This window comes from Flavobacterium sp. GNP002 (assembly GCF_054343795.1).
This window is the reverse complement of the sequence record NZ_JBTGUW010000001.1, coordinates 966,288-985,887: the sequence shown is the minus strand read 5'-3', so window position 1 is coordinate 985,887 and position 19,600 is coordinate 966,288. Positions and strand designations below refer to the sequence as shown.

Below are 19,600 nucleotides of genomic sequence, written 5' to 3'. Positions count from 1 at the left end.
AAAAACCTAACAATCTCTAAGTCTAAAAATCTAAAATGGAACACGACGTACATATATATACGGATGGCGCTGCCAAAGGAAATCCAGGAAACGGTGGTTATGGAGTAGTGATGGAATGGGTAGGAAAGCCTTACAAGAAAGAGTTCTATGAAGGTTTTCGTCGTACGACTAATAATAGAATGGAGTTGCTGGCAGTAATTGTAGGTCTTGAAAAATTAAAAAATCCGAACACTAGAGTTTTAGTAGTTTCGGATTCTAAATATGTAGTAGATTCAGTAGAGAAAAAATGGGTTTTAGGTTGGGAAAAAAAAGGATTTGTTGACAGAAAAAATTCCGACTTGTGGAAACGTTTTTTAGTGGTCTATAGAAAACATAAAGTGAATTTTAAATGGATTAAAGGACATAACAATCATGTTCAAAATGAACGATGTGATGAATTAGCCGTTATGGCTTCGATGCAAAAGCAACTTTCAGTCGATGCTTTTTATGAAAAAGAAGAGGCGAAACTTTTGTGATTATTTAAAAGATTATTCTCTTTTTCTAATGTAATCGATTCCTAAATAACAATCTGAACTTAAATCATATCCATTTTTGAATAAAATGTATGCTATGGTTGAGTATTCTCCTTCTTTTATAATTTCGCGTTTGAGAGCCATTCTTTTTGAAGCTGTTTCTTTTGAATACTTTTTCAAAAAACTATTAAAACCTAAACGAGCATATTCTTTTTCTGCATTTGAGTTTAGTTTAAAACTTTCCAAATAAGTTGGTTTTTTAAACAATCTTTTGTCTAAAACAACTCTCTGATTTAAAACAGCATTTAAAAAGTCATCAAATGAATCAAATTTTTGAGAATAATATCCATTGTAGAGGAATAATAATTCTCCGACACTACATAAAAGAATTTCTTTATTATTTGTTTTGACATATAAATCTAAAAACGATGATGAGGCTAGTGGTAATATAGGGGTGCTCTTTTTTACTTCGTTACTATGACTTAACTTTTTAATCATTTCTTTAGAAAAGTTTGGTTCTTTTCTTTCGCAGGAAATCAATAAACAAAACAACGTTAATAGAGTTATGATTTTTTTCATGATTCAAATTTAATAGGACACAAATTTAATTAAATAAGCACTAAAAATTTTACGTCAATCAAACAAAAGAAAAGTCTTAATTCATTCATTTAGAATGCTTTTATGGTTAAAAAAGATAGTGTTTTTTTAAGAAAACTTTGAGATTCAAAACCATTGCAACTTTACAACTTATAAACTATCTTTGCGCCTTAATTCGAAACTCAGAAAATGAATAAATTATTGATTGTTGGAAGCGTTGCTTTTGATGCCATAGAAACGCCTTTTGGCAAAACTGATAAAATTTTGGGTGGAGCTGCACCTTATATAGGACTTTCGGCTTCTTTTTTTAATTTACAATCTGCCATAGTTTCTGTAGTTGGCGATGATTTCCCACAAGAATATTTAGATTTATTAACAGCAAGAAATATTGATATTTCAGGCCTTGAAGTTGTTAAAGGTGGGAAAACGTTTTTTTGGAGCGGTCTTTACCATAATGATTTGAATTCAAGAGATACATTGGCAACGGAACTTAATGTTTTGGGTGATTTTCAACCAAAAGTACCTCAAAACTTTAAAAATGCCGATGTAGTGATGTTAGGAAACCTACATCCATTAGTACAAAGCAGTGTTTTGGATCAAATGGAAAGCAAACCAAAATTAGTAGTTTTAGATACTATGAATTTTTGGATGGATTGTGCTTTACCGGAATTACTTGACGTAATGAAACGTATAGATGTAATCACTATTAATGATGAAGAAGCAAGACAACTTTCCGGAGAATATTCTTTGGTTAAAGCGGCAGCAAAAATTCATGAAATGGGACCAGAATACGTAGTGATAAAAAAAGGAGAGCACGGTGCGCTTTTATTTCATAAAAAAGAAGTGTTTTTTGCGCCAGCATTACCATTAGAAGAAGTTTTTGATCCAACTGGAGCTGGAGATACTTTTGCAGGTGGATTTGCAGGATTTATAACGCAGAGTGAAAACATCTCTTTTGAGAACATGAAAAATGCTGTTATATACGGTTCTAATTTAGCCTCATTTAGTGTGGAAAAATTTGGAACAGAAAGGATGGTTAATTTAGATAAAGAGGAAGTTGTTTCCAGATTACAACAATTCAAATCACTGACACAATTCGACATAGAATTATAATGCACTGAAACCTCGGAAACGAGGTTTTTTTGTTAAATAAAATTAGCAGGGAATTACATCTGATTTATCAATTTTTTTTAGATCAGTTCAATTTATTTTTTACAATAACACAACAACACAAACAAACTTACAATGAGCGATGCTTTAAAACACGAGTGTGGTATAGCCTTAATTAGACTACTCAAACCGCTTGAATTTTATAAAGAGAAATACGGAACTGCTTTCTACGGAATACAAAAAATGTATCTTCTTATGGAAAAGCAGCACAATCGCGGTCAAGACGGAGCTGGTTTTGCAAGCATAAAATTAGATGTGGAACCAGGAGAACGTTACATTAGTAGAGTTCGTTCGAATCATGCGCAACCCATTCAAGATGTTTTTGCCCAAATAAACGACAGAATAAATGAGGAAATGGCCGCTCATCCGGAATACGCAGATGATGTGGCGTTACAAAAACAAAAAATCCCATATTTAGGAGAATTGTTTTTGGGACATGTTCGTTATGGAACTTTTGGTAAAAACAGCATTGAAAGTGTTCATCCTTTTTTACGTCAGAATAACTGGATGCACAGAAACTTGATTTTGGCTGGAAATTTTAACATGACAAATGTTAAAGAGCTTTTTCAAAGTTTGGTTGAACTAGGGCAGCATCCAAAAGAAATGGCGGATACGGTTACAGTGATGGAAAAAATTGGTCATTTTCTTGACGATGCAGTAACTGATTTGTACCAAGAATGTAAAAATGAAGGATTGACTAAGAGAGAGGCTTCACCCATTATTGCAGAGCGATTGGATGTAGCTAAAATTTTGACCCGAGCTTCTAAAAATTTAGATGGTGGTTATGCCATGGCAGGACTATTAGGTCACGGGGATTCATTCGTATTTAGAGATCCAGCAGGAATACGTCCCGCTTATTTTTATCAAGATGATGAAATAGTGGTAGTAGCTTCGGAGCGACCAGTGATACAAACCGTGTTCAATGTTCCTTTTGAAAAAGTACAAGAGATCGAGCCCGGAAATGCTTTGATTATTAAAAAGAATGGAACGATTTCTATGAAGGAAATTTTGCCTCCCACAGTTAAAAAAGCATGTTCTTTTGAACGAATTTATTTCTCCAGAGGAAGTGACGCCGAAATATATCAAGAAAGAAAAACACTGGGAAAACTTATTTTGCCTGCCGTTTTAAAATCAATTGACGAAGACACAGACAATACTGTTTTCTCTTATATACCAAATACTGCGGAGACATCGTTTTACGGATTAGTGGAAGCAGCACAAGATTTCTTGAATCAAAGAAAGAACAATTACATTCTGCAAAATAGAAATACCTTAACAAAGGAATCGTTGCAAGAATTACTGTCGGTAAAAATACGTACCGAAAAAGTAGCTATTAAAGATGCTAAACTAAGAACCTTTATTACTGAGGATAGTAGTCGTGACGATTTAGTAGCCCACGTATATGATGTTACGTATGGTGTTATTAAACCAACAGACAATTTAGTTATTATTGATGACAGTATTGTTCGAGGAACGACCTTGAAAATGAGTATTATTAAAATGATGGATCGTTTGAATCCAAAGCGAATAGTTGTTGTTTCATCAGCACCACAAATACGTTATCCGGATTGTTACGGAATTGATATGGCTAAACTTGAAGGTTTAGTAGCTTTCAAAGCAGCATTAGAATTGCTTAAAGAAAGAAACTTATATCATATAGTTGACGAAGTATATGTGAAATGTAAAGCACAGGAAAACTTCAAGGACAGTGAAGTTGTAAATTACGTAACGGCAATATATGCACCTTTTCAACCTCAAGAGGTTTCAGATAAAATTGCACAAATGTTGAGCTCTCCAGAGATAAAAGCCGAAGTGAAAATTATTTTCCAAACCGTAGAAGATTTGCATATTGCTTGTCCAAAAAATTTAGGCGATTGGTACTTTACTGGAGATTATCCTACGCCAGGAGGAAACCGCGTAGTAAACCGAGCATTCATGAACTTCTATGAAGGAAAAGACGCTAGAGCATACTAATAATTGAGTCTATGGGTTTTTAATCGGTTTTCTAAGTTGTTCATCTAATTTATTTGGTGGCAACGAAGAACTAATATAATTTTGACTCACCATAACATTAGTAGGTTAAGTTTATGGTAGATTTGGGGCAAAAAAGGTGGAAGAGATTCCGCCTTTTTTATTGGAATAAAGTGAAGAAATGACATAAACAAAAAGCGCCGATTTCAAAATTTTGAAATCGGCGCTTTTTGTTTTAATAAACAAGACAAAAAAACAACAGTAGTTTTTGAAATCTTTAATCTTGACGCTCTTTTTATTTCTCTAGAGCAAATCTTCTTGATACTTCCGTCCAGTTAATTACATTGAAAAAAGCTTCGATATAATCTGGTCTTCTGTTTTGATAATGTAAATAGTAAGCATGCTCCCAAACATCCATCGCTAAAATAGGAGTTCCGCCACAACCTACACCAGGCATTAATGGATTGTCTTGGTTTGGAGTACCGCAAACTTCTACTTTTCCTCCTTTATGAACACAAAGCCAAGCCCATCCAGAACCAAATTGTGTTGCTCCAGCTTTGCTGAAACTAGCTTTAAACTCTTCAAAAGTTCCAAAAGCAGCTTCAATCGCAGCCAATAAATCTCCAGTTGGAAGTCCGCCACCGTTTGGTGTCATAACCGTCCAAAATAAATTATGATTATAAAAACCACCACCATTGTTACGAACGGGCATGTTTTTCATATCAAGATTAATCAGAATATTTTCAATCGTCTTACCTTCCATATCCGTCCCTGCAATAGCAGCATTCACGTTGGTAATGTAAGCGTTGTGATGTTTCGTGTGATGAATTTCCATCGTGCGCGCATCAATATAAGGTTCTAATGCGTCATACGCATAAGGTAATTGTGGTAATTCAAAAGCCATAATATGATTGTTTAATGATTTATAAATATTTATTCAAATTTAAACATTAAACTTTGGAAACGGAAATTCTATTTCGTTATAATTTCATTAAATTAATTGATAGTATATTCTTTGGAGTTGTAACAGGCTTGTTTTCAGGAGCTATCTACTGCGTCAGTTCACTCCGCTCGTGTCCTGCTTTCTGTTATAATCTTTTTATCCGCCGAAAAGGCGCATAAAAAGGATTTCCACTACAAACGATGTTCACTGAACTCCTATGAGTGTAAAAGTTACGTGAATTAATCAGGGCTAAAAAACGGTGGTGCTTTAAATTGTCATTTTGTTTTAAATACCCGTTTTTAGAACCAAAATTTTTAAATTACGATTGCGCCATTGCCATACAAACAATACTGATTTTTGCGCCGGGAATTTTTAATAAAGCGCGGGAACAAGCTTCCAGTGTAGCGCCTGTTGTAATAACGTCATCAATTAAAAGGAAATGTTTATTGTGATCTTTATTGGTAAAGGAAACATCAAAAGTGCTTTCAATACCCTCTGTTCTTCCTAATAAGTTTTTCTTGGATTGTGTTTTTGAGTACACATTTCGAACCAAAATAGTATCATTGTAATCGATGTTTAAACTCGAAGAAAGTGCGGTTCCAAAAGCGGTGACTTGATTGTAACCTCTTTCTTTTAATTTTCTTCGGTGCAATGGAACCGGAATAATTTCATCAACAGATTGCAATAAATCGATGGTTTTTAAATCTTCGGCGTACCATTCGCCAAGAATAGTTCCTATTTCCTCATGCCCTTTGTATTTCAAATTATGAATGAGCTCCTGTACGATTCCCTTTTTATGATAATAAAATAATGCCGAAGTATGCACTACAGGAATTCGCCCATAAAACTTTTTGAAAGCATCATTCTCTGGATTCAAATGATGATTCGTCAGCGGAATTTCGTGTCGGCAAACCGTGCAAATTACATTTTCATTGGACAATAAAAAAGAGCTACAGCCGGAACAGACTTTTGGAAAAAAGAGATTAATAACGCTTTCAAACATGTAATCAGGGATTTATTTATAAAAATAGACAAATCAATGCTTCAATCTTTAACAATTTTCTTTTTTTTAAGTTCACTTTTTATATTTTTGCATCATTATGGCAAAACAAGAAGATTTATTTAAGAATGTAGTTTCGCACGCAAAAGAGTACGGATTTATTTTTCCGTCAAGCGAAATATACGATGGTTTAAGTGCAGTCTATGATTATGCACAAAACGGAGTAGAATTAAAAAAGAACATACGCGAATATTGGTGGAAAGCAATGGTTCAAATGAACGATAACATTGTAGGTCTTGACGCGGCAATATTGATGCACCCAACCACTTGGAAAGCATCTGGCCACGTTGACGCTTTTAACGATCCATTAATTGACAACAAAGATTCGAAAAGAAGATATAGAGCCGATGTTTTGATTGAAGATTATGCCGAAAAGCTAAATCAAAAAGCAATCAAGGAAATCGAAAAAGCACGTGCTCGTTTTGGTGATGCTTTCAACGAACAGGAATTTGTTACGACAAATACTCGTGTTATGGAATACAAAGCTAAAGAAAGAGAAATTCTCGAAAGAATGGCGCGTTCTTTAGGTAACGAAGACTTGGAAGATGTAAAAGCATTAATCGAAGAATTAGAAATTGCTTGCCCGGAATCAGGTTCAAGAAACTGGACCGAAGTGCGTCAATTCAACTTGATGTTTGGAACAAAACTTGGTGCTTCAGCAGATTCAGCAATGGATTTATATTTGCGTCCAGAAACAGCTCAAGGTATTTTTGTCAATTTCTTAAATGTTCAAAAATCAGGACGAATGAAAGTTCCTTTTGGAATTGCCCAAACCGGAAAAGCGTTTAGAAATGAAATCGTTGCGAGACAGTTTATTTTCCGCATGCGGGAGTTTGAACAAATGGAAATGCAATTTTTTGTGCGTCCAGGCGAAGAAATGAAGCATTATGAATTCTGGAAAGAAGCTCGTTTGAAATGGCATTTATCACTTGGTTTAGGAAGAGAAAATTATCGTTTCCACGATCATGAAAAATTAGCGCATTATGCGAATGCTGCTGCTGATATTGAATTTAATTTCCCGTTTGGATTCAAAGAATTAGAAGGAATTCACTCCAGAACGGATTTTGACTTAAAAGCACATGAACAATTCTCGGGTAGAAAATTACAGTATTTTGATGCTGAATTGAACCAGAATTATGTTCCTTATGTAGTGGAAACTTCAGTAGGATTAGACAGAATGTTTTTGGCAGTTTTCGCCACTTCATTAAAAGAAGAAACGTTAGAAGATGGTTCTACAAGAACAGTACTGAAATTACCTTCAGTTCTGGCTCCAACAAAAGCAGCCATCTTACCATTAGTAAAAAAAGACGGATTACCAGAAATCGCACATAAAATTATTGATGATTTGCGTTGGGATTTCAATGTTTCGTATGATGAAAAAGATGCGGTAGGAAGACGTTATAGAAGACAAGATGCATTAGGAACTCCGTTTTGTATTACTGTTGATCATCAAACTATCGAAGATCAAACGGTAACAATTCGTCATAGAGATACCATGAAACAAGATCGTGTGGCTATTTCAGACTTGAAATCCATTATCGAAAATGAGGTTTCAATGAAAAACTGGTTGATGAAAATGTAATTAGTTACAGATTTTAAACAAAAAAGCTTCTCGTTTGAGAAGCTTTTTTGTTTAAAATCTGTAACCTAATGTTATACCAGCACGTGGTACAACATCATAAACGTTATTGTTAAATAAATTTCGCCCTACTCCAGCGTTGATTTCAAATACAAAGCCACGTTTGTGCACCCACTTAGATCCAAGACCAAAACCTAAGGCAAAATCAGTGTATCTTTTTTCATGCTGGTTATAATTTTGACCATCATGATAGGCGTAAGTTTCTACCTCAGAATTTAGCATACCAAATCCTTCTACAAAAAATCCAGCAGCTGGTTTTTTTCCAAAATAAGCTCGGTAGTATGGGGTTACATAATAAAAAGAATTGACATCTTCTCTTTTTCCATAAAGTAAAGAAATACCTATTCCTGAATCCTCAGTAAGAAGTCGTTCATAAGTAATTTCTAAAACACCTGCCACTAAAAATGCAGCATTTACTTTTAATTCATTTTCCTTAAAATTGGGCTCTTCCTTTTCTTGGCTAAAAATTAATAATGAGGAAGTTAAGCAAATTAAGACAAATATTTTTTTCATATGGGTTGAATTTTTGGATAAAAGTAAGACAAATTTGTAATAAAAGTATTCTAGTATTCCCTTTTCGATTGTTAATTCATTAAAATATGACTAGAATTTGATGTTGTTTCTCATTAAGTACGAAATCCCTTTTAGATTATTTTTTTTTGAATTATAACAAGATGTTCTTTAGGGATGATTTATTAGATAGCCTTATTTTATAACGGGTATAAAAACAAAACAATGCACTTCGTCGGATATATTTGCACTTCGTCTCAATGTGTCAACATTTGTTAAAAACATATTAACAACATATGTGTAAAAAAGGTTAAATGCTTATTTTTAGAATGTTAAATATGTTTTTTTTGTTTAACTAGTTTCCCAAAACTACCATTATTACTTAATAATTTAAAGTGTATTTTGCTTTGGACGTATAATTTAATGCCTAACAATTCCAGGAAAAACCATTGATGGAATATTCGTACATTATTATTGACGACGATCAAGAAAGTGTTTTGAAAACAAAAGCCATGGCTGATAGTTTTTCAGAACTCGATTTTGTAGCATCGGCTAATAGTTATGAAGAGGGTTTAAATCTGATATTGGAACATAGGCCACAAATAGTTTTTCTGGAAATTGACCCCGTTGATCCGGCCAGTAATTTGTCGCTGGCTCTAATTAATGAGTTGTACCGGTATTTAAAAGTGATTCCTAAAATTATCATTACAACGGCTAGGAAAGATTTAGCTTTTGATGCTATAAAGTATGAGGTTTTCGATTATTTAATAAAACCACTGACACGAATCGATGTTATAAAATCGGTTTTAAAATTAAATAAATCAATTGTTCCTAAAGAAATTTTTTTAGAACAATCATTAGTTGGTGATAAAGAACCTCCAGTTTTTTTCAGACAAGAAACGCCAAATCAAGATCAATCTCTAATTCTGTGTATCAAATCCTATGGTGATTACAGATATATTGCTGCCAAAGACATTTGTTATTTCCAAGCCGATAATAACTCTACGGATATTTACCTAAATAATGGTGAAATGATAACAGCTTTCAAAACATTGAAACATTTTGAGGGTGTCTTGTCATTCCCTTTCATTAGAATTCATAACAGTTATATAGTCAATCGTAATTATATTTCTAGGATTCATAGTGGGAATTCCGTGTGTTGTATTAAAAACAGCGCTGTGAAACTGCCTTTCTCCAAATCATACAAGGTAAATATCGACCTTATTATTTCTGATTTTTCCAATGGAAATTATCTGGAAATTTAAAAAACAGTCATCCGCTTTAATTTGACGGCCATTCACTCTCAAATGGGTGCATTCTACCATAAATCCCTTTTTTTGTAAGAATTTTTGAAGTTGCCTCTGTAGTTTTACACAAGAATCGCATGTGAATGTGGTTCCAAAAATAAGACAAAACAAAACAAAAACATAAAACCCCAAATTATGAAAAAAGCAATCTTAACAATCGGATTATTCTCTTTAGTAATGATATTAACATCTTTTACTACTCCAGAGAATTCTAAAGTACTTAGAAGTGATAATAACACAATTGTAAAACTGAATGGTAATCAATCAGTTGGAGGAAATAAGAAAGTTGACTTGAATGGTAATCAATCAGTTGGAGGAAATAAGAAAGTTGATTTGAATGGTAATCAATCAGTAGGAGGAAATAAGAAAGTTGATTTGAATGGTAATCAATCAGTAGGAGGAAATAAGAAAGTTGATTTGAATGGTAATCAATCAGTAGGAGGAAATAAGAAAATTGACTAAGTAAATTAATATTTAGTACATTAAAAAAAAAGGCTATCAAATTTTTGATAGCCTTTTTTATGTTAATAGGTTTATTTTACTATTTTTGGTAAAATTCAAGAATACCTATTGAAAAAAATTTACTACATATTTTTTTTTATATTTTTTGTGTTTTTTGGTTGCACCAAGAAAACAAAAGTAAATCTTGATGAAGTTTTGTCAAAGGATAGTTTGACTTCATATCTTTCGTTAGCCAATGATGATATCCTGCCACTCATTAAAAAGCAAGAATACAACCAAAAAGCGTTTGCCATTATCATCAATCAGCCGAACGATTCGATGAATAAGGTAAATTTGTTTAGGATAGCCAATCGGTATTATAATATGAATGATTGGAAAGGGTATAAAGAAACAGTACACCTTGTTTTAGAAAATTCGAAAAGTAGTAAGGACAGTGTAAACATGGCTAAAGCTTACACTTATCTAGGGGATTATTACGGTGCTCAAGCTGTTTCGGATAGTGCTTTCCGATACTATTCCAAAGCAGAAAAAATGTATAGCCACGATAATTACAATTTAGCGAGAACACGATTGAACAAAGCATTATTGCAATACAGTGAAAGTGATTTTTCGCGTAGCGAAATAGCTGTATTTAATGCTTTACGTGTTATAAAAGGGGAAAAGGCTAATGATATTCTATACGATTGCTATAACTTTTTAGGGGTTTTATATAATGAACGGGAAGAATATGATAGAGCTGTAGAATTTCACAGTAAAGCCTTAGCTAGTATAGATAATGATGTATTACCATCTGTATTTCAGTCGAAAGCTACATCATTGAACAATCTTGGTTTTGTTTATCAAAACATGAACAATCACAAACAGGCAATATCTTATTTTCGACAAGGATTAGAACAAAAAAATTTATTAATTGATAAGCCATCGTTATATGCGATGATTTTGGATAATTTAGCGTATTCGAAATTTAAACTGAAAGAATCTGAGGGTTTGCCCGACCTGTTTTATGAATCACTTAAGCTGAGGGATAGTTTGCAATTGACAGCTGGAATTATTACTAATAAAATCCATTTATCGGAATATTTTGCGTCAAAAAGGGATACTTTAAAAGGGATACGGTATTCCAAAGAAGCACTTGCAACGGCCCGGAGTTCCAAAAACTCCCGAAATGTATTAGCTTCCCTTAAGCAATTGGCAGTTATAGAACCCAAAAAAGCAGCTATTTATAATAAGCAATACATTCATATCAATGACAGTCTGCAAAAGGCGGAACGAAATATGGGGGAAAAATTCTCTCGTATAGAATATGAAACGGACGAAATAAAGGATGAGAATACTAATCTGGAGGTTCAAAATAGGAATTTAGTTTTTATTTTCAGTGGATTAGCAATGTTGGGTTTGTTCACTTTTGTGATTAAAACGCAGAAAGCTAAAAATAGAGTGTTACAGTTCAAACAACAACAACAAAATGCAAATGAGGAAATCTATAATTTATTGATTTCACAACAGAATACCATTGAAGGGATTAGAATTAAGGAGAAAAAAAGGGTTGCTCGGGAATTACACGATGGAGTTTTAGGAAGGATGTTTGGAGTCCGAATTAACTTAGACAGCTTAAATAAAATTGATGACGGAACTGCTGTTGAAAAAAGGAATAATTACTTAACAGAGTTAAAAAGTATTGAGCAGGATATCCGTGAAATTTCTCATGATTTAAATAGAGAAAAATCAGAATTAATTAATAACTTCGTAGCTATTGTTGACAATTTATTTGAAGACCAAAAAAAGGCATTTAACTCAAAATTAGTTTCAATTATTGACTCAGGTATAAAATGGGAATTAGTAAGCAATTCAGTCAAAATTAATTTATATCGAATTCTTCAGGAAGTACTTCAAAATGTTAATAAGTATGCTAAAGCAGATAATATTAAAATTGAACTTAAAAAAGAAGAAGATCATCTGATTTTAATAATGAGTGATGATGGAGTCGGCTTCAATGTTAAGACAGTTAAAAAAGGAATTGGTTTGCAGAATATACTTTTTCGAACCAATGAATGTGACGGAGATGTTGATATAAAATCGAAAAAAGGAGAAGGCACAATTATAACAATTACAGTCCCAATAGAATAAATAAAAAAACTTACACAGAAATGATAATTGAGCAATCAATAAGAAAAAATAATATATTAATCGTTGATGACCACCCTTTTATTATAGAGGGATACAAAAATGCAATTACTAGATATAATCCTGAAGAGTTTGAGTTTTTTATAACGCAAGCTAAAGATTGCGAATCAGCTTATGGGATTATTACAGATCCGGATGCTTTGTTGTTTGACATTGCCTTTTTAGATATTAGTATGCCGCCTTATGAAGAAAAAAATATTTATTCAGGTGAGGATTTGGCAAGATTAATATCGGAATACATGCCAAAATGTAAAATAATTTTGCTTACCATGTATACAGAATTATTAAAGATAAAAACCATTATCAAAACTATAAACCCTAATGGGCTGGTTATAAAAAATGATTTAACCTTTGATGAATTACTTTTTGCGTTTGATAAAGTTATAAAAAATGAAAAATATTATAGTCAGTCGGTTTTAAAAATGTTAGCCCAATCGGAGGAGGATAGTATAGAGATTGATCAATTTGATAAGGAGATTTTATTTCATATTTCAAAGGGAACTAAATTGAGTGACATTCCACAATACATTCCAATTTCATTAGGAGCCATAGATCGAAGAAAACTAAAATTAAAAGAACTACTAAAGATAGAAGAAGGTAGCGATATCGACTTAGTCCGAAAGGCAAAAAATAAAGGTTTACTTTTCTAAATTTTCTTAAACAAAAAACGACACCTATTAAGTGTCGTTTTTTGTGTTGTTTAATGAAGTTTTATTGAGTTAGAGCATTCCAACCACGTGCTTTTAAAGCAATTTTGGTATTCGCTCGAGTAACTAAATGAATACCTTCACTTTCTTGTGTCATATGGCCAATAATTGTGAAATTTGGATTTGCTTTGATTTTTTCAAAATCTTCCATGGCAATGGTGAAAAGCAATTCGTAATCTTCTCCTCCGTTTATGGCAACTGTTGTACTGTCGATATTGAATTCTTCACAAACATTAATAAATGTTGGATCGATAGGTAATTTGTCCTCATATAAATTACAACCCACTTTGGACTGTTTGCACAAATGCATAATTTCAGATGATAATCCATCAGATATATCAATCATTGAAGTTGGTTTTATTTCTAAAGCATGTAATAAAGTACGAACATCTTTACGAGCTTCCGGCTTCAATTGACGTTCGATTAAATACGTATATGCATCTAAATCCGGTTGTGAATTTGGATTAACTTGAAAAACTTGCTTTTCACGTTCCAAAACTTGTAATCCCATGTAAGCAGCACCAATATCTCCGGTAACTACTAATAAATCAGTTTCTTTGGCACCGTTTCTATACACAATCTCTTCTTCATCTGCTTCGCCAATGGCAGTAATGCTGATAATTAATCCTTTTTGGGAAGAAGTCGTATCACCACCTATAACATCGACATTATATTCACGGGCTGCATGCGTAATTCCGGCAAATAATTCATCCAACGCTTCCAATGGAAACCTATTGGAAACCGCAACAGAAACCGTGATTTGTGTTGGTTTGGAGTTCATCGCACAAATATCTGAAACATTGACTACAACTGCTTTATAGCCCAAATGTTTTAAAGGCATGTAAGCCAAGTCAAAATGTACACCTTCAATCAGTAAATCTGTAGAAACGACTACCTTTTTATCTTTGAAATCCAAAACAGCAGCATCATCGCCAATCCCTTTTAGAGTAGAAGGCTGATTGATTTCAAAGTTTTTTGTTAAATGGTCTATCAATCCAAATTCTCCTAATTGAGCAATACTTGTACGTTGTGGGCTTTTATCTTCGATCATTATTTTTAATGTTTTGAGATTGCAAATATACAAAGAAATGTTCGCCTCGAATTGCATCAATTTTCGCCATTTTTTTCGCATCTTTAAGTAATTAAAATCATCAACAATGGAATCATTTGATATCGTTACTATAACAGTTAACTCGGCTTTAGATAAAAGCACTCATTTTAAAGGATTAGTTCCAGAACAGAAAATTAGATGTGAGGAACCGAGGTTTGATGCTGGTGGAGGTGGAATCAACGTGTCTAAGGCAATCTCTCGTTTAAGTGGAACTTCATTAGCAGTTTTTACATCTGGCGGGCCTACTGGTAAAATGCTGGAAGAATTAGTTGCTAAGGAAGGAATTGCCTTTGAAGCTGTCGCCGTTCAGAGTTGGACCAGAGAAAGTTTTGTTGCCGTGGATGACAATACTAATTCTCAATACCGTTTTGGATTTACCGGTGGAAAAATTTCCGATGAAGAAAGCAAAAGAATATTAGAAACGATAGCTAATTTTAATCCAAAATTTTTAGTAGCCAGCGGCAGTTTGAATGAAGGTTTATCTGATGATTTTTATTCTAAAATTGCTGAAATAGCAAAAAAATCAAGTGCTAAATTAATTGTAGATACGTCTGGCGAAGCACTAAAGAAAGCGTTAGAAGATGGTGTTTATATGATCAAACCAAATGTTGGTGAACTCGCAAAACTGATTGGCGTAGAGCGATTGGAACTGGGTGAAGTAAATGAAGCGGCAAAACAAATAATAGCTAAAGGTGGCGCCGAAATCGTCGTTGTTTCACTTGGTCCACAAGGTGCAGTATTGGTTACAAAAGATATTTACGAGTTTGTTCCGGCTCCCAATGTGGCCAAAAAAAGTACTGTAGGTGCCGGAGACAGCATGGTGGGTGGAATGGTTTGGGCACTTTCGCAAAATAAAAGTCTGAAAGAAGTTATCCGTTGGGGAGTTGCGTGCGGAACAGCTGCTACAATGAACGAAGGAACCCAATTGTTTAAAGCGGAGGATGTGATGAAATTATTGGGTGAAATATAAATATAAAACCCAATAACGAAAGTTGTTGGGTTTTATAAGAAATTAGTAGGATGGTGTTTTTATAAATACTTCTTAATCTAATAGTATTAATTTATAGCTTACAAAAGGTGATCGATTATTTTCCATCATTTTTGTATATTTTGAATGTGAAATATGTAACCCTGTTAGATCAAAAAACTACTGTTTTCAAAATATAAATTTATTTAAACAAACTAAAGTTTGTTATGTAGGATATTCTAACGGTTGGATTACTTTCTTGTAACGTATTGGTGTAATTCCAAATGTTTTGATGGATATAGCTCAGTTGAATTTGTTGGTTTTTATCAATATTATAGCCTAAACCTCCAATAATTCTATTTTGATTAAAAAAAGTTTTCCCAGCATTGGAACCAATATTGAAAAAAGCTTCGTCGCCTAGAATCCCGAATAATTTTACTTTATCCTCTTTCTTAGTTAAAGTATAATTCATCAAGAACATATATCTCAATCTGTTTCTATAATTGTAATGATCAATTGAATACTCTGTGCCATTTTTTACTGCAATTCCAACAAATCTATTTTCATCTCTTAAACGATGCGTGAATTTAAATTTCCCATTCGAGTGAACAAACGTTCCTTGAATCCAAACATGATCTTCAGGAACATCTGTTTTGTTTAAAGCCGGACTTCCATAAACATAGGTGTTGTAATGTGAATAACCAACACTACCATTGAATTTTTTAGTAAATTGATAATCAACAGATGGCCTCACAAAATATTGTTGCTTTTCTGAAACCCCGTTGGCATATCGCATAGTACCTTCTAATGTAAACGATAACTTTTGGCTTAACATGTTTTTTCCAACATAATGAAACCAAACATCGTTATTACTTGTTTTTACTTGTGCGCTTGAACTATTTGGCAAAAGAATTCCTAGTAGCCCAACGAGAGCTACTAAGAAATGACTATATTTTTTCATTTGTTAAATTATAAAATTTAAATTTTTTCTTGAAGATTTTGGGTGTGCAGAAAAGGCAGTATGATTTTCTAATCCTACAATGGTTACTTTTCCTCCATTCGATTCATAATCATGAACAAAATGTTCTAAGTTTTCCATAACAGAATTGTCTACAAGCTTAGTATTTTTCAAGTCGATAGCAACATTAAATCCGTATGGGATTTCTTCTAATTTTCTTTTAATTCCTAAGAAATTAGTAAAAATTGCAGCTTTACTAATCGTTACTAAATAGTCATTTCCTTCGAAAGCTACTTCAGTTGGTGCTTTGAAAAATGATGAAATTGGAGTTCCGTGTAATAAGTGAATGATCATGTTTAAAACCATACCGGCAGCAATACCCACTAATAAATCTTCAAACAAAGTAAAGAAAATTGTCACTAAAAATATAGCTAATTGTTCTTTTCCTATTTCAAATGTATGAATGAATTCTTTTGGATGTGCTAATTTTATTCCAACCGTAACTAACATTGCTGCTAATGCGGCATTCGGAATCATTTCTAATAATGGTGAAGCGACTAATAAAAATGCTAAAATGAAAAAACCATGAAAGAAATTCGCCCAACGTGTTTTTCCACCATTGTTTACATTTGAAGAACTACGTGCTACTTCAGCAATCATTGGTAAACCACCTAAAAATGCAGCAAAAACATTTCCTATTCCAACCGCAATTAAATCTTTATTGGCGTCCGATTTTCTTTTGAATGGATCCGTTAAGTCAATAGCTTTTACGGTTAATAAACTTTCAAGCGTTCCAACCAAAGCAAACATAATGACGAATTTGATAAAAGTTCCTGTTTGTGAAATACCAGCAAAACTAGCATTGAAATTAATATTATCTACCAAATTTCCAATTTTTACCAAAGAATAAGAAGGTTCAGTATGTGCGAAATCCATATATAACTCAGCTGGAATAGCAAATAATAAAACTACAAGTGGTGCTGGAAACATTTTGATATACTTGTTTTTGATATAGGGCCAACCTAGCATAATGGATAAACTCACAACACCAATAATAGTAGCTTTATAATCTAAATTCATAATGAAATTCGGAATATTAGCTAGTAATTCCAACGGACCTTTTCCTTTTGCAAGTGTTGGATTATCGTTTAATAGTACTGGAATTTGTTTGGCAATAATAATGATTCCAATGGCGGCTAACATACCATGAATGGCTGAAAGCGGAAAGAAATCGGCTAGTTTTCCTAGTTTTAAAACGCCAAACAGAATTTGAACTAAACCAGCAATAACCATTGCGCCCAAAGCTAATTTCCAACCTAAAACATTATCACCATGACCAAATTCTGCTACTGCTCCGGCTACAATTACAATTAATCCTGCTGCTGGTCCTTTTATTGTTAATCGTGAACCTGAAATTAAGCTCACCAACAAACCACCGATAATAGCGGTAATTAAACCCATAATAGGCGGAAAATCGGAGGCTTTTGCAATTCCTAAACTTAAAGGAAGCGCTAATAAAAATACAATAAAACCAGAAATAGCATCTGCTGAGAAATTTTCTTTTAATCCTGCAATTCCGTCTGCAGGGATATATTTTTTAACTTTTGAGTTCATATTTTTTAAATATTTTTTTTATGATGATTTATAAGGTAATTCGTGATAGGTTTTAATGTGTGTTCCTAAGAAAAGTCTAGTGTAAATTCTAACGCCGGCTATTCCAGAAACCACAAAACTAGTGGCTACTAAAAAAGCTAGTACAACTTGGTGACTTTCAATATGGCTAAACAATAAATCTTCGCCAATAAAAGTGGAAGTAATTGGAAAACCGGTAACGCCAAGTGCTGCTAATAAGAAAAAGAAAGCAAATTTTGGATGTTCATATACGTGTCCAGAATGTTGACTTAATAAAATTCTCTTTTCCATTGTTTTCAATTTCAATAAAGCGATGTAACCAATAGTTCCCGCAATTACAATTCCTGTGATGTATAAGGATATTTCGTAATAACTTACCTTTTCGTTAAACAAAATGGCTAATACAATCCAGAAATGGTTAAACACAATTAGTAACCAAGCTACAAACGGACTTTTTCTTTCTGAAAAGGCTTTGAAAACGAATACCAATCCGATGGTAGCGAAAACTTCAGGTAAATAATTAGTCACATAACTTGGAATTGAATTCTTGTAATACAAAGTGATGCTTCCAACTAAATACGTGCTCAAAAACAAGAAGAATAACTTTCTTAAGTTTAAGAAGTTTAACTTGTTACCAATTGTGTTTAATGGATTCCAAAGGAAAATTCTAATGATTTTTTCCAAGTGAAATTCGTTTAAACTCAAAACATATAAAGCATTTTCTAATTTTTTAGGAATCATGCTTTTACGTACTTGTTTAGGTACGAAATTGTAAAATTGTTCTCGGATTAAATAACTTACCACAGATGGTGAAACCAATAATTGATAGGTTCTTAAAAACGCATTTCCAGCAATATGAAATAAAGCTAAGGTTTCGAATCCCAAAGCTATTTCAATAAATATCAATCCAATTTGAGAAATCGAGCTATAAGCAATTTGACTTTTTACGGAGGATTGTACTCTAGCAATTAAAGTGGTAATGATACTTGTGGTTAATCCCATTACGCCAATGGCAATTCGCATAGACGTTTGGTGTTCCCAAAAAGGCATCGTACGTAACATTAAAAAAGCACCTAGATGCACCGAAAGGGATCCATAAAAAATAGCACTTGATGGAGTAGGACCTTCCATTGCTCTTGGTAACCAAGAAGAAAAGGGCACTTGAGCCGATTTTACTGCTGCTGCACACGCCAAACATAAGGCGATAAACGAACCAATTAAGGTGTGATTTTGCAAATGTTCGTTGACTAATTCGTAATTGTGTAGTCGGATAAAAGTGATGTTTTCATGAAACAAATGATGACTTGCCCACATCGCTAAAATAATTCCCACGTCACCAATTCTATAGATTGAAAATACTCGGAAAGCATTTTTTACAGGTAAATAACGTTCTCTGTAAAAACCAATAAGTAAAAATGATGAAATTCCGATAATTTCCCAACCGATAAATAAGGTTTCAAAATTCCCTGATAAAATGGCTAAATTATATCCAAAAAAGAAGAATAAAACCGTGATAAAAAAGCGTTTGTATCCTTTTTCTCGATGTAAATAATAGCGACTATAAGTAGTTATCATGGAGGTTAATAAAGCACCGATGAATAAATATACCGCAGTTACTTTGTCAAAATAAAAATCGATAAAGAAGTCGTAGTCATTTGTTTTGACTAACGATACTTCGAATAAATTCAAATCTTTGCTGCCGTTAAATATCCAATAGAAAATAAAAACACACAACACTAACAACTGCACAAAAACCGTTGTAAATGCCGTCCAAGATAACCAAGACTCTTTCTTTTCTGGAATGAAAAAACTAATCAAAAATCCTACAATAGGAATAATGATAAATACTAATAAAAATTCATTTGTCATC

At 33.1% G+C, this 19,600-nt stretch carries 17 protein-coding genes; 9 read left to right on the top strand and 8 right to left on the bottom strand.

What is annotated here, in order from left to right; genetic code table 11:
• Nucleotides 1-35 precede the first annotated feature (35 nt).
• Nucleotides 36-515, top strand: coding sequence for a ribonuclease HI (gene rnhA / locus ACXX80_RS04400; RefSeq protein ID WP_417950784.1), 480 nt, complete (start codon nt 36-38; stop codon nt 513-515).
• Nucleotides 516-527: 12 nt separating this feature from the next.
• Here the strand turns inward: rnhA and ACXX80_RS04395 are convergent, their stop codons facing one another.
• The gene (locus ACXX80_RS04395; protein WP_458552180.1) at nt 528-1,091 is read right to left on the bottom strand and encodes a hypothetical protein; all 564 of its coding nucleotides are present in this window, start codon (nt 1,089-1,091) and stop codon (nt 528-530) included.
• A 207-nt stretch (nt 1,092-1,298) separates the two neighbouring features.
• On the opposite strand from ACXX80_RS04395, the gene ACXX80_RS04390 reads away from it, so the two are divergent.
• Nucleotides 1,299-2,222, top strand: a complete 924-nt coding sequence (locus ACXX80_RS04390) for a PfkB family carbohydrate kinase (RefSeq protein ID WP_099714134.1) — start codon at nt 1,299-1,301, stop codon at nt 2,220-2,222.
• Between the two features lie 132 nt (nt 2,223-2,354).
• On the top strand, nt 2,355-4,253 hold the full coding sequence (locus ACXX80_RS04385) for an amidophosphoribosyltransferase (protein ID WP_458552179.1): 1,899 nt from the start codon (nt 2,355-2,357) through the stop codon (nt 4,251-4,253).
• Nucleotides 4,254-4,545: 292 nt separating this feature from the next.
• Here the strand turns inward: ACXX80_RS04385 and ACXX80_RS04380 are convergent, their stop codons facing one another.
• Both ACXX80_RS04380 and ACXX80_RS04375 read right to left on the bottom strand, forming a co-directional pair.
• Entirely contained in the window at nt 4,546-5,154 is a 609-nt protein-coding gene (locus ACXX80_RS04380; protein WP_417952896.1) for a superoxide dismutase, read from the bottom strand.
• A gap of 358 nt (nt 5,155-5,512) precedes the next feature.
• The gene (locus ACXX80_RS04375; protein WP_458552178.1) at nt 5,513-6,196 is read right to left on the bottom strand and encodes a ComF family protein; all 684 of its coding nucleotides are present in this window, start codon (nt 6,194-6,196) and stop codon (nt 5,513-5,515) included.
• 97 nt (nt 6,197-6,293) lie between these two features.
• On the opposite strand from ACXX80_RS04375, the gene ACXX80_RS04370 reads away from it, so the two are divergent.
• Entirely contained in the window at nt 6,294-7,835 is a 1,542-nt protein-coding gene (locus tag ACXX80_RS04370; RefSeq protein ID WP_458552177.1) for a glycine--tRNA ligase, read from the top strand.
• A 51-nt stretch (nt 7,836-7,886) separates the two neighbouring features.
• On the opposite strand, the gene ACXX80_RS04365 is transcribed toward ACXX80_RS04370, so the two are convergent.
• A complete protein-coding gene (locus tag ACXX80_RS04365) occupies nt 7,887-8,405 on the bottom strand; it encodes a DUF3575 domain-containing protein (RefSeq protein ID WP_458552176.1) in 519 nt (172 codons plus the stop codon).
• 449 nt (nt 8,406-8,854) lie between these two features.
• Between ACXX80_RS04365 and ACXX80_RS04360 the strand changes: the two genes are divergently transcribed.
• The 4 genes from ACXX80_RS04360 to ACXX80_RS04345 all read left to right on the top strand — a co-directional run bounded on the left by ACXX80_RS04360 (nt 8,855) and on the right by ACXX80_RS04345 (nt 13,005).
• Nucleotides 8,855-9,667: a LytR/AlgR family response regulator transcription factor gene (locus ACXX80_RS04360; RefSeq protein WP_458552175.1), complete on the top strand. Its 813-nt coding sequence runs from the start codon at nt 8,855-8,857 to the stop codon at nt 9,665-9,667.
• Nucleotides 9,668-9,886: 219 nt separating this feature from the next.
• Nucleotides 9,887-10,171, top strand: coding sequence for a 3-oxoacyl-ACP reductase (locus ACXX80_RS04355; protein WP_458552174.1), 285 nt, complete (start codon nt 9,887-9,889; stop codon nt 10,169-10,171).
• Between the two features lie 108 nt (nt 10,172-10,279).
• Nucleotides 10,280-12,298, top strand: a complete 2,019-nt coding sequence (locus ACXX80_RS04350) for a tetratricopeptide repeat-containing sensor histidine kinase (protein WP_458552173.1) — start codon at nt 10,280-10,282, stop codon at nt 12,296-12,298.
• 20 nt (nt 12,299-12,318) lie between these two features.
• On the top strand, nt 12,319-13,005 hold the full coding sequence (locus ACXX80_RS04345) for a response regulator (protein ID WP_458552172.1): 687 nt from the start codon (nt 12,319-12,321) through the stop codon (nt 13,003-13,005).
• A 61-nt stretch (nt 13,006-13,066) separates the two neighbouring features.
• Here ACXX80_RS04345 and thiL read toward each other — a convergent pair whose 3' ends face one another.
• Nucleotides 13,067-14,113 carry a thiamine-phosphate kinase gene (thiL, locus tag ACXX80_RS04340; protein ID WP_458552171.1) on the bottom strand — a complete coding sequence of 349 codons (1,047 nt, stop codon included), beginning with the start codon at nt 14,111-14,113 and terminating at the stop codon, nt 13,067-13,069.
• A 106-nt stretch (nt 14,114-14,219) separates the two neighbouring features.
• Here thiL and ACXX80_RS04335 point away from each other — a divergent pair, with 106 nt between their 5' ends.
• Entirely contained in the window at nt 14,220-15,143 is a 924-nt protein-coding gene (locus tag ACXX80_RS04335) for a 1-phosphofructokinase family hexose kinase (protein ID WP_458552170.1), read from the top strand.
• Between the two features lie 199 nt (nt 15,144-15,342).
• On the opposite strand, the gene ACXX80_RS04330 is transcribed toward ACXX80_RS04335, so the two are convergent.
• Genes ACXX80_RS04330 through ACXX80_RS04320 form a run of 3 tightly spaced genes read right to left on the bottom strand, consistent with a single transcriptional unit; the run spans nt 15,343 to nt 19,599 of the window.
• Complete coding sequence (locus ACXX80_RS04330) at nt 15,343-16,101, bottom strand: DUF2490 domain-containing protein (protein WP_458552169.1); 759 nt, start codon at nt 16,099-16,101, stop codon at nt 15,343-15,345.
• 3 nt (nt 16,102-16,104) lie between these two features.
• Entirely contained in the window at nt 16,105-17,712 is a 1,608-nt protein-coding gene (locus ACXX80_RS04325) for a SulP family inorganic anion transporter (RefSeq protein ID WP_458552168.1), read from the bottom strand.
• An 18-nt stretch (nt 17,713-17,730) separates the two neighbouring features.
• Nucleotides 17,731-19,599: a proton-conducting transporter transmembrane domain-containing protein gene (locus ACXX80_RS04320; RefSeq protein ID WP_458552167.1), complete on the bottom strand. Its 1,869-nt coding sequence runs from the start codon at nt 19,597-19,599 to the stop codon at nt 17,731-17,733.
• Nucleotide 19,600 lies beyond the last annotated feature (1 nt).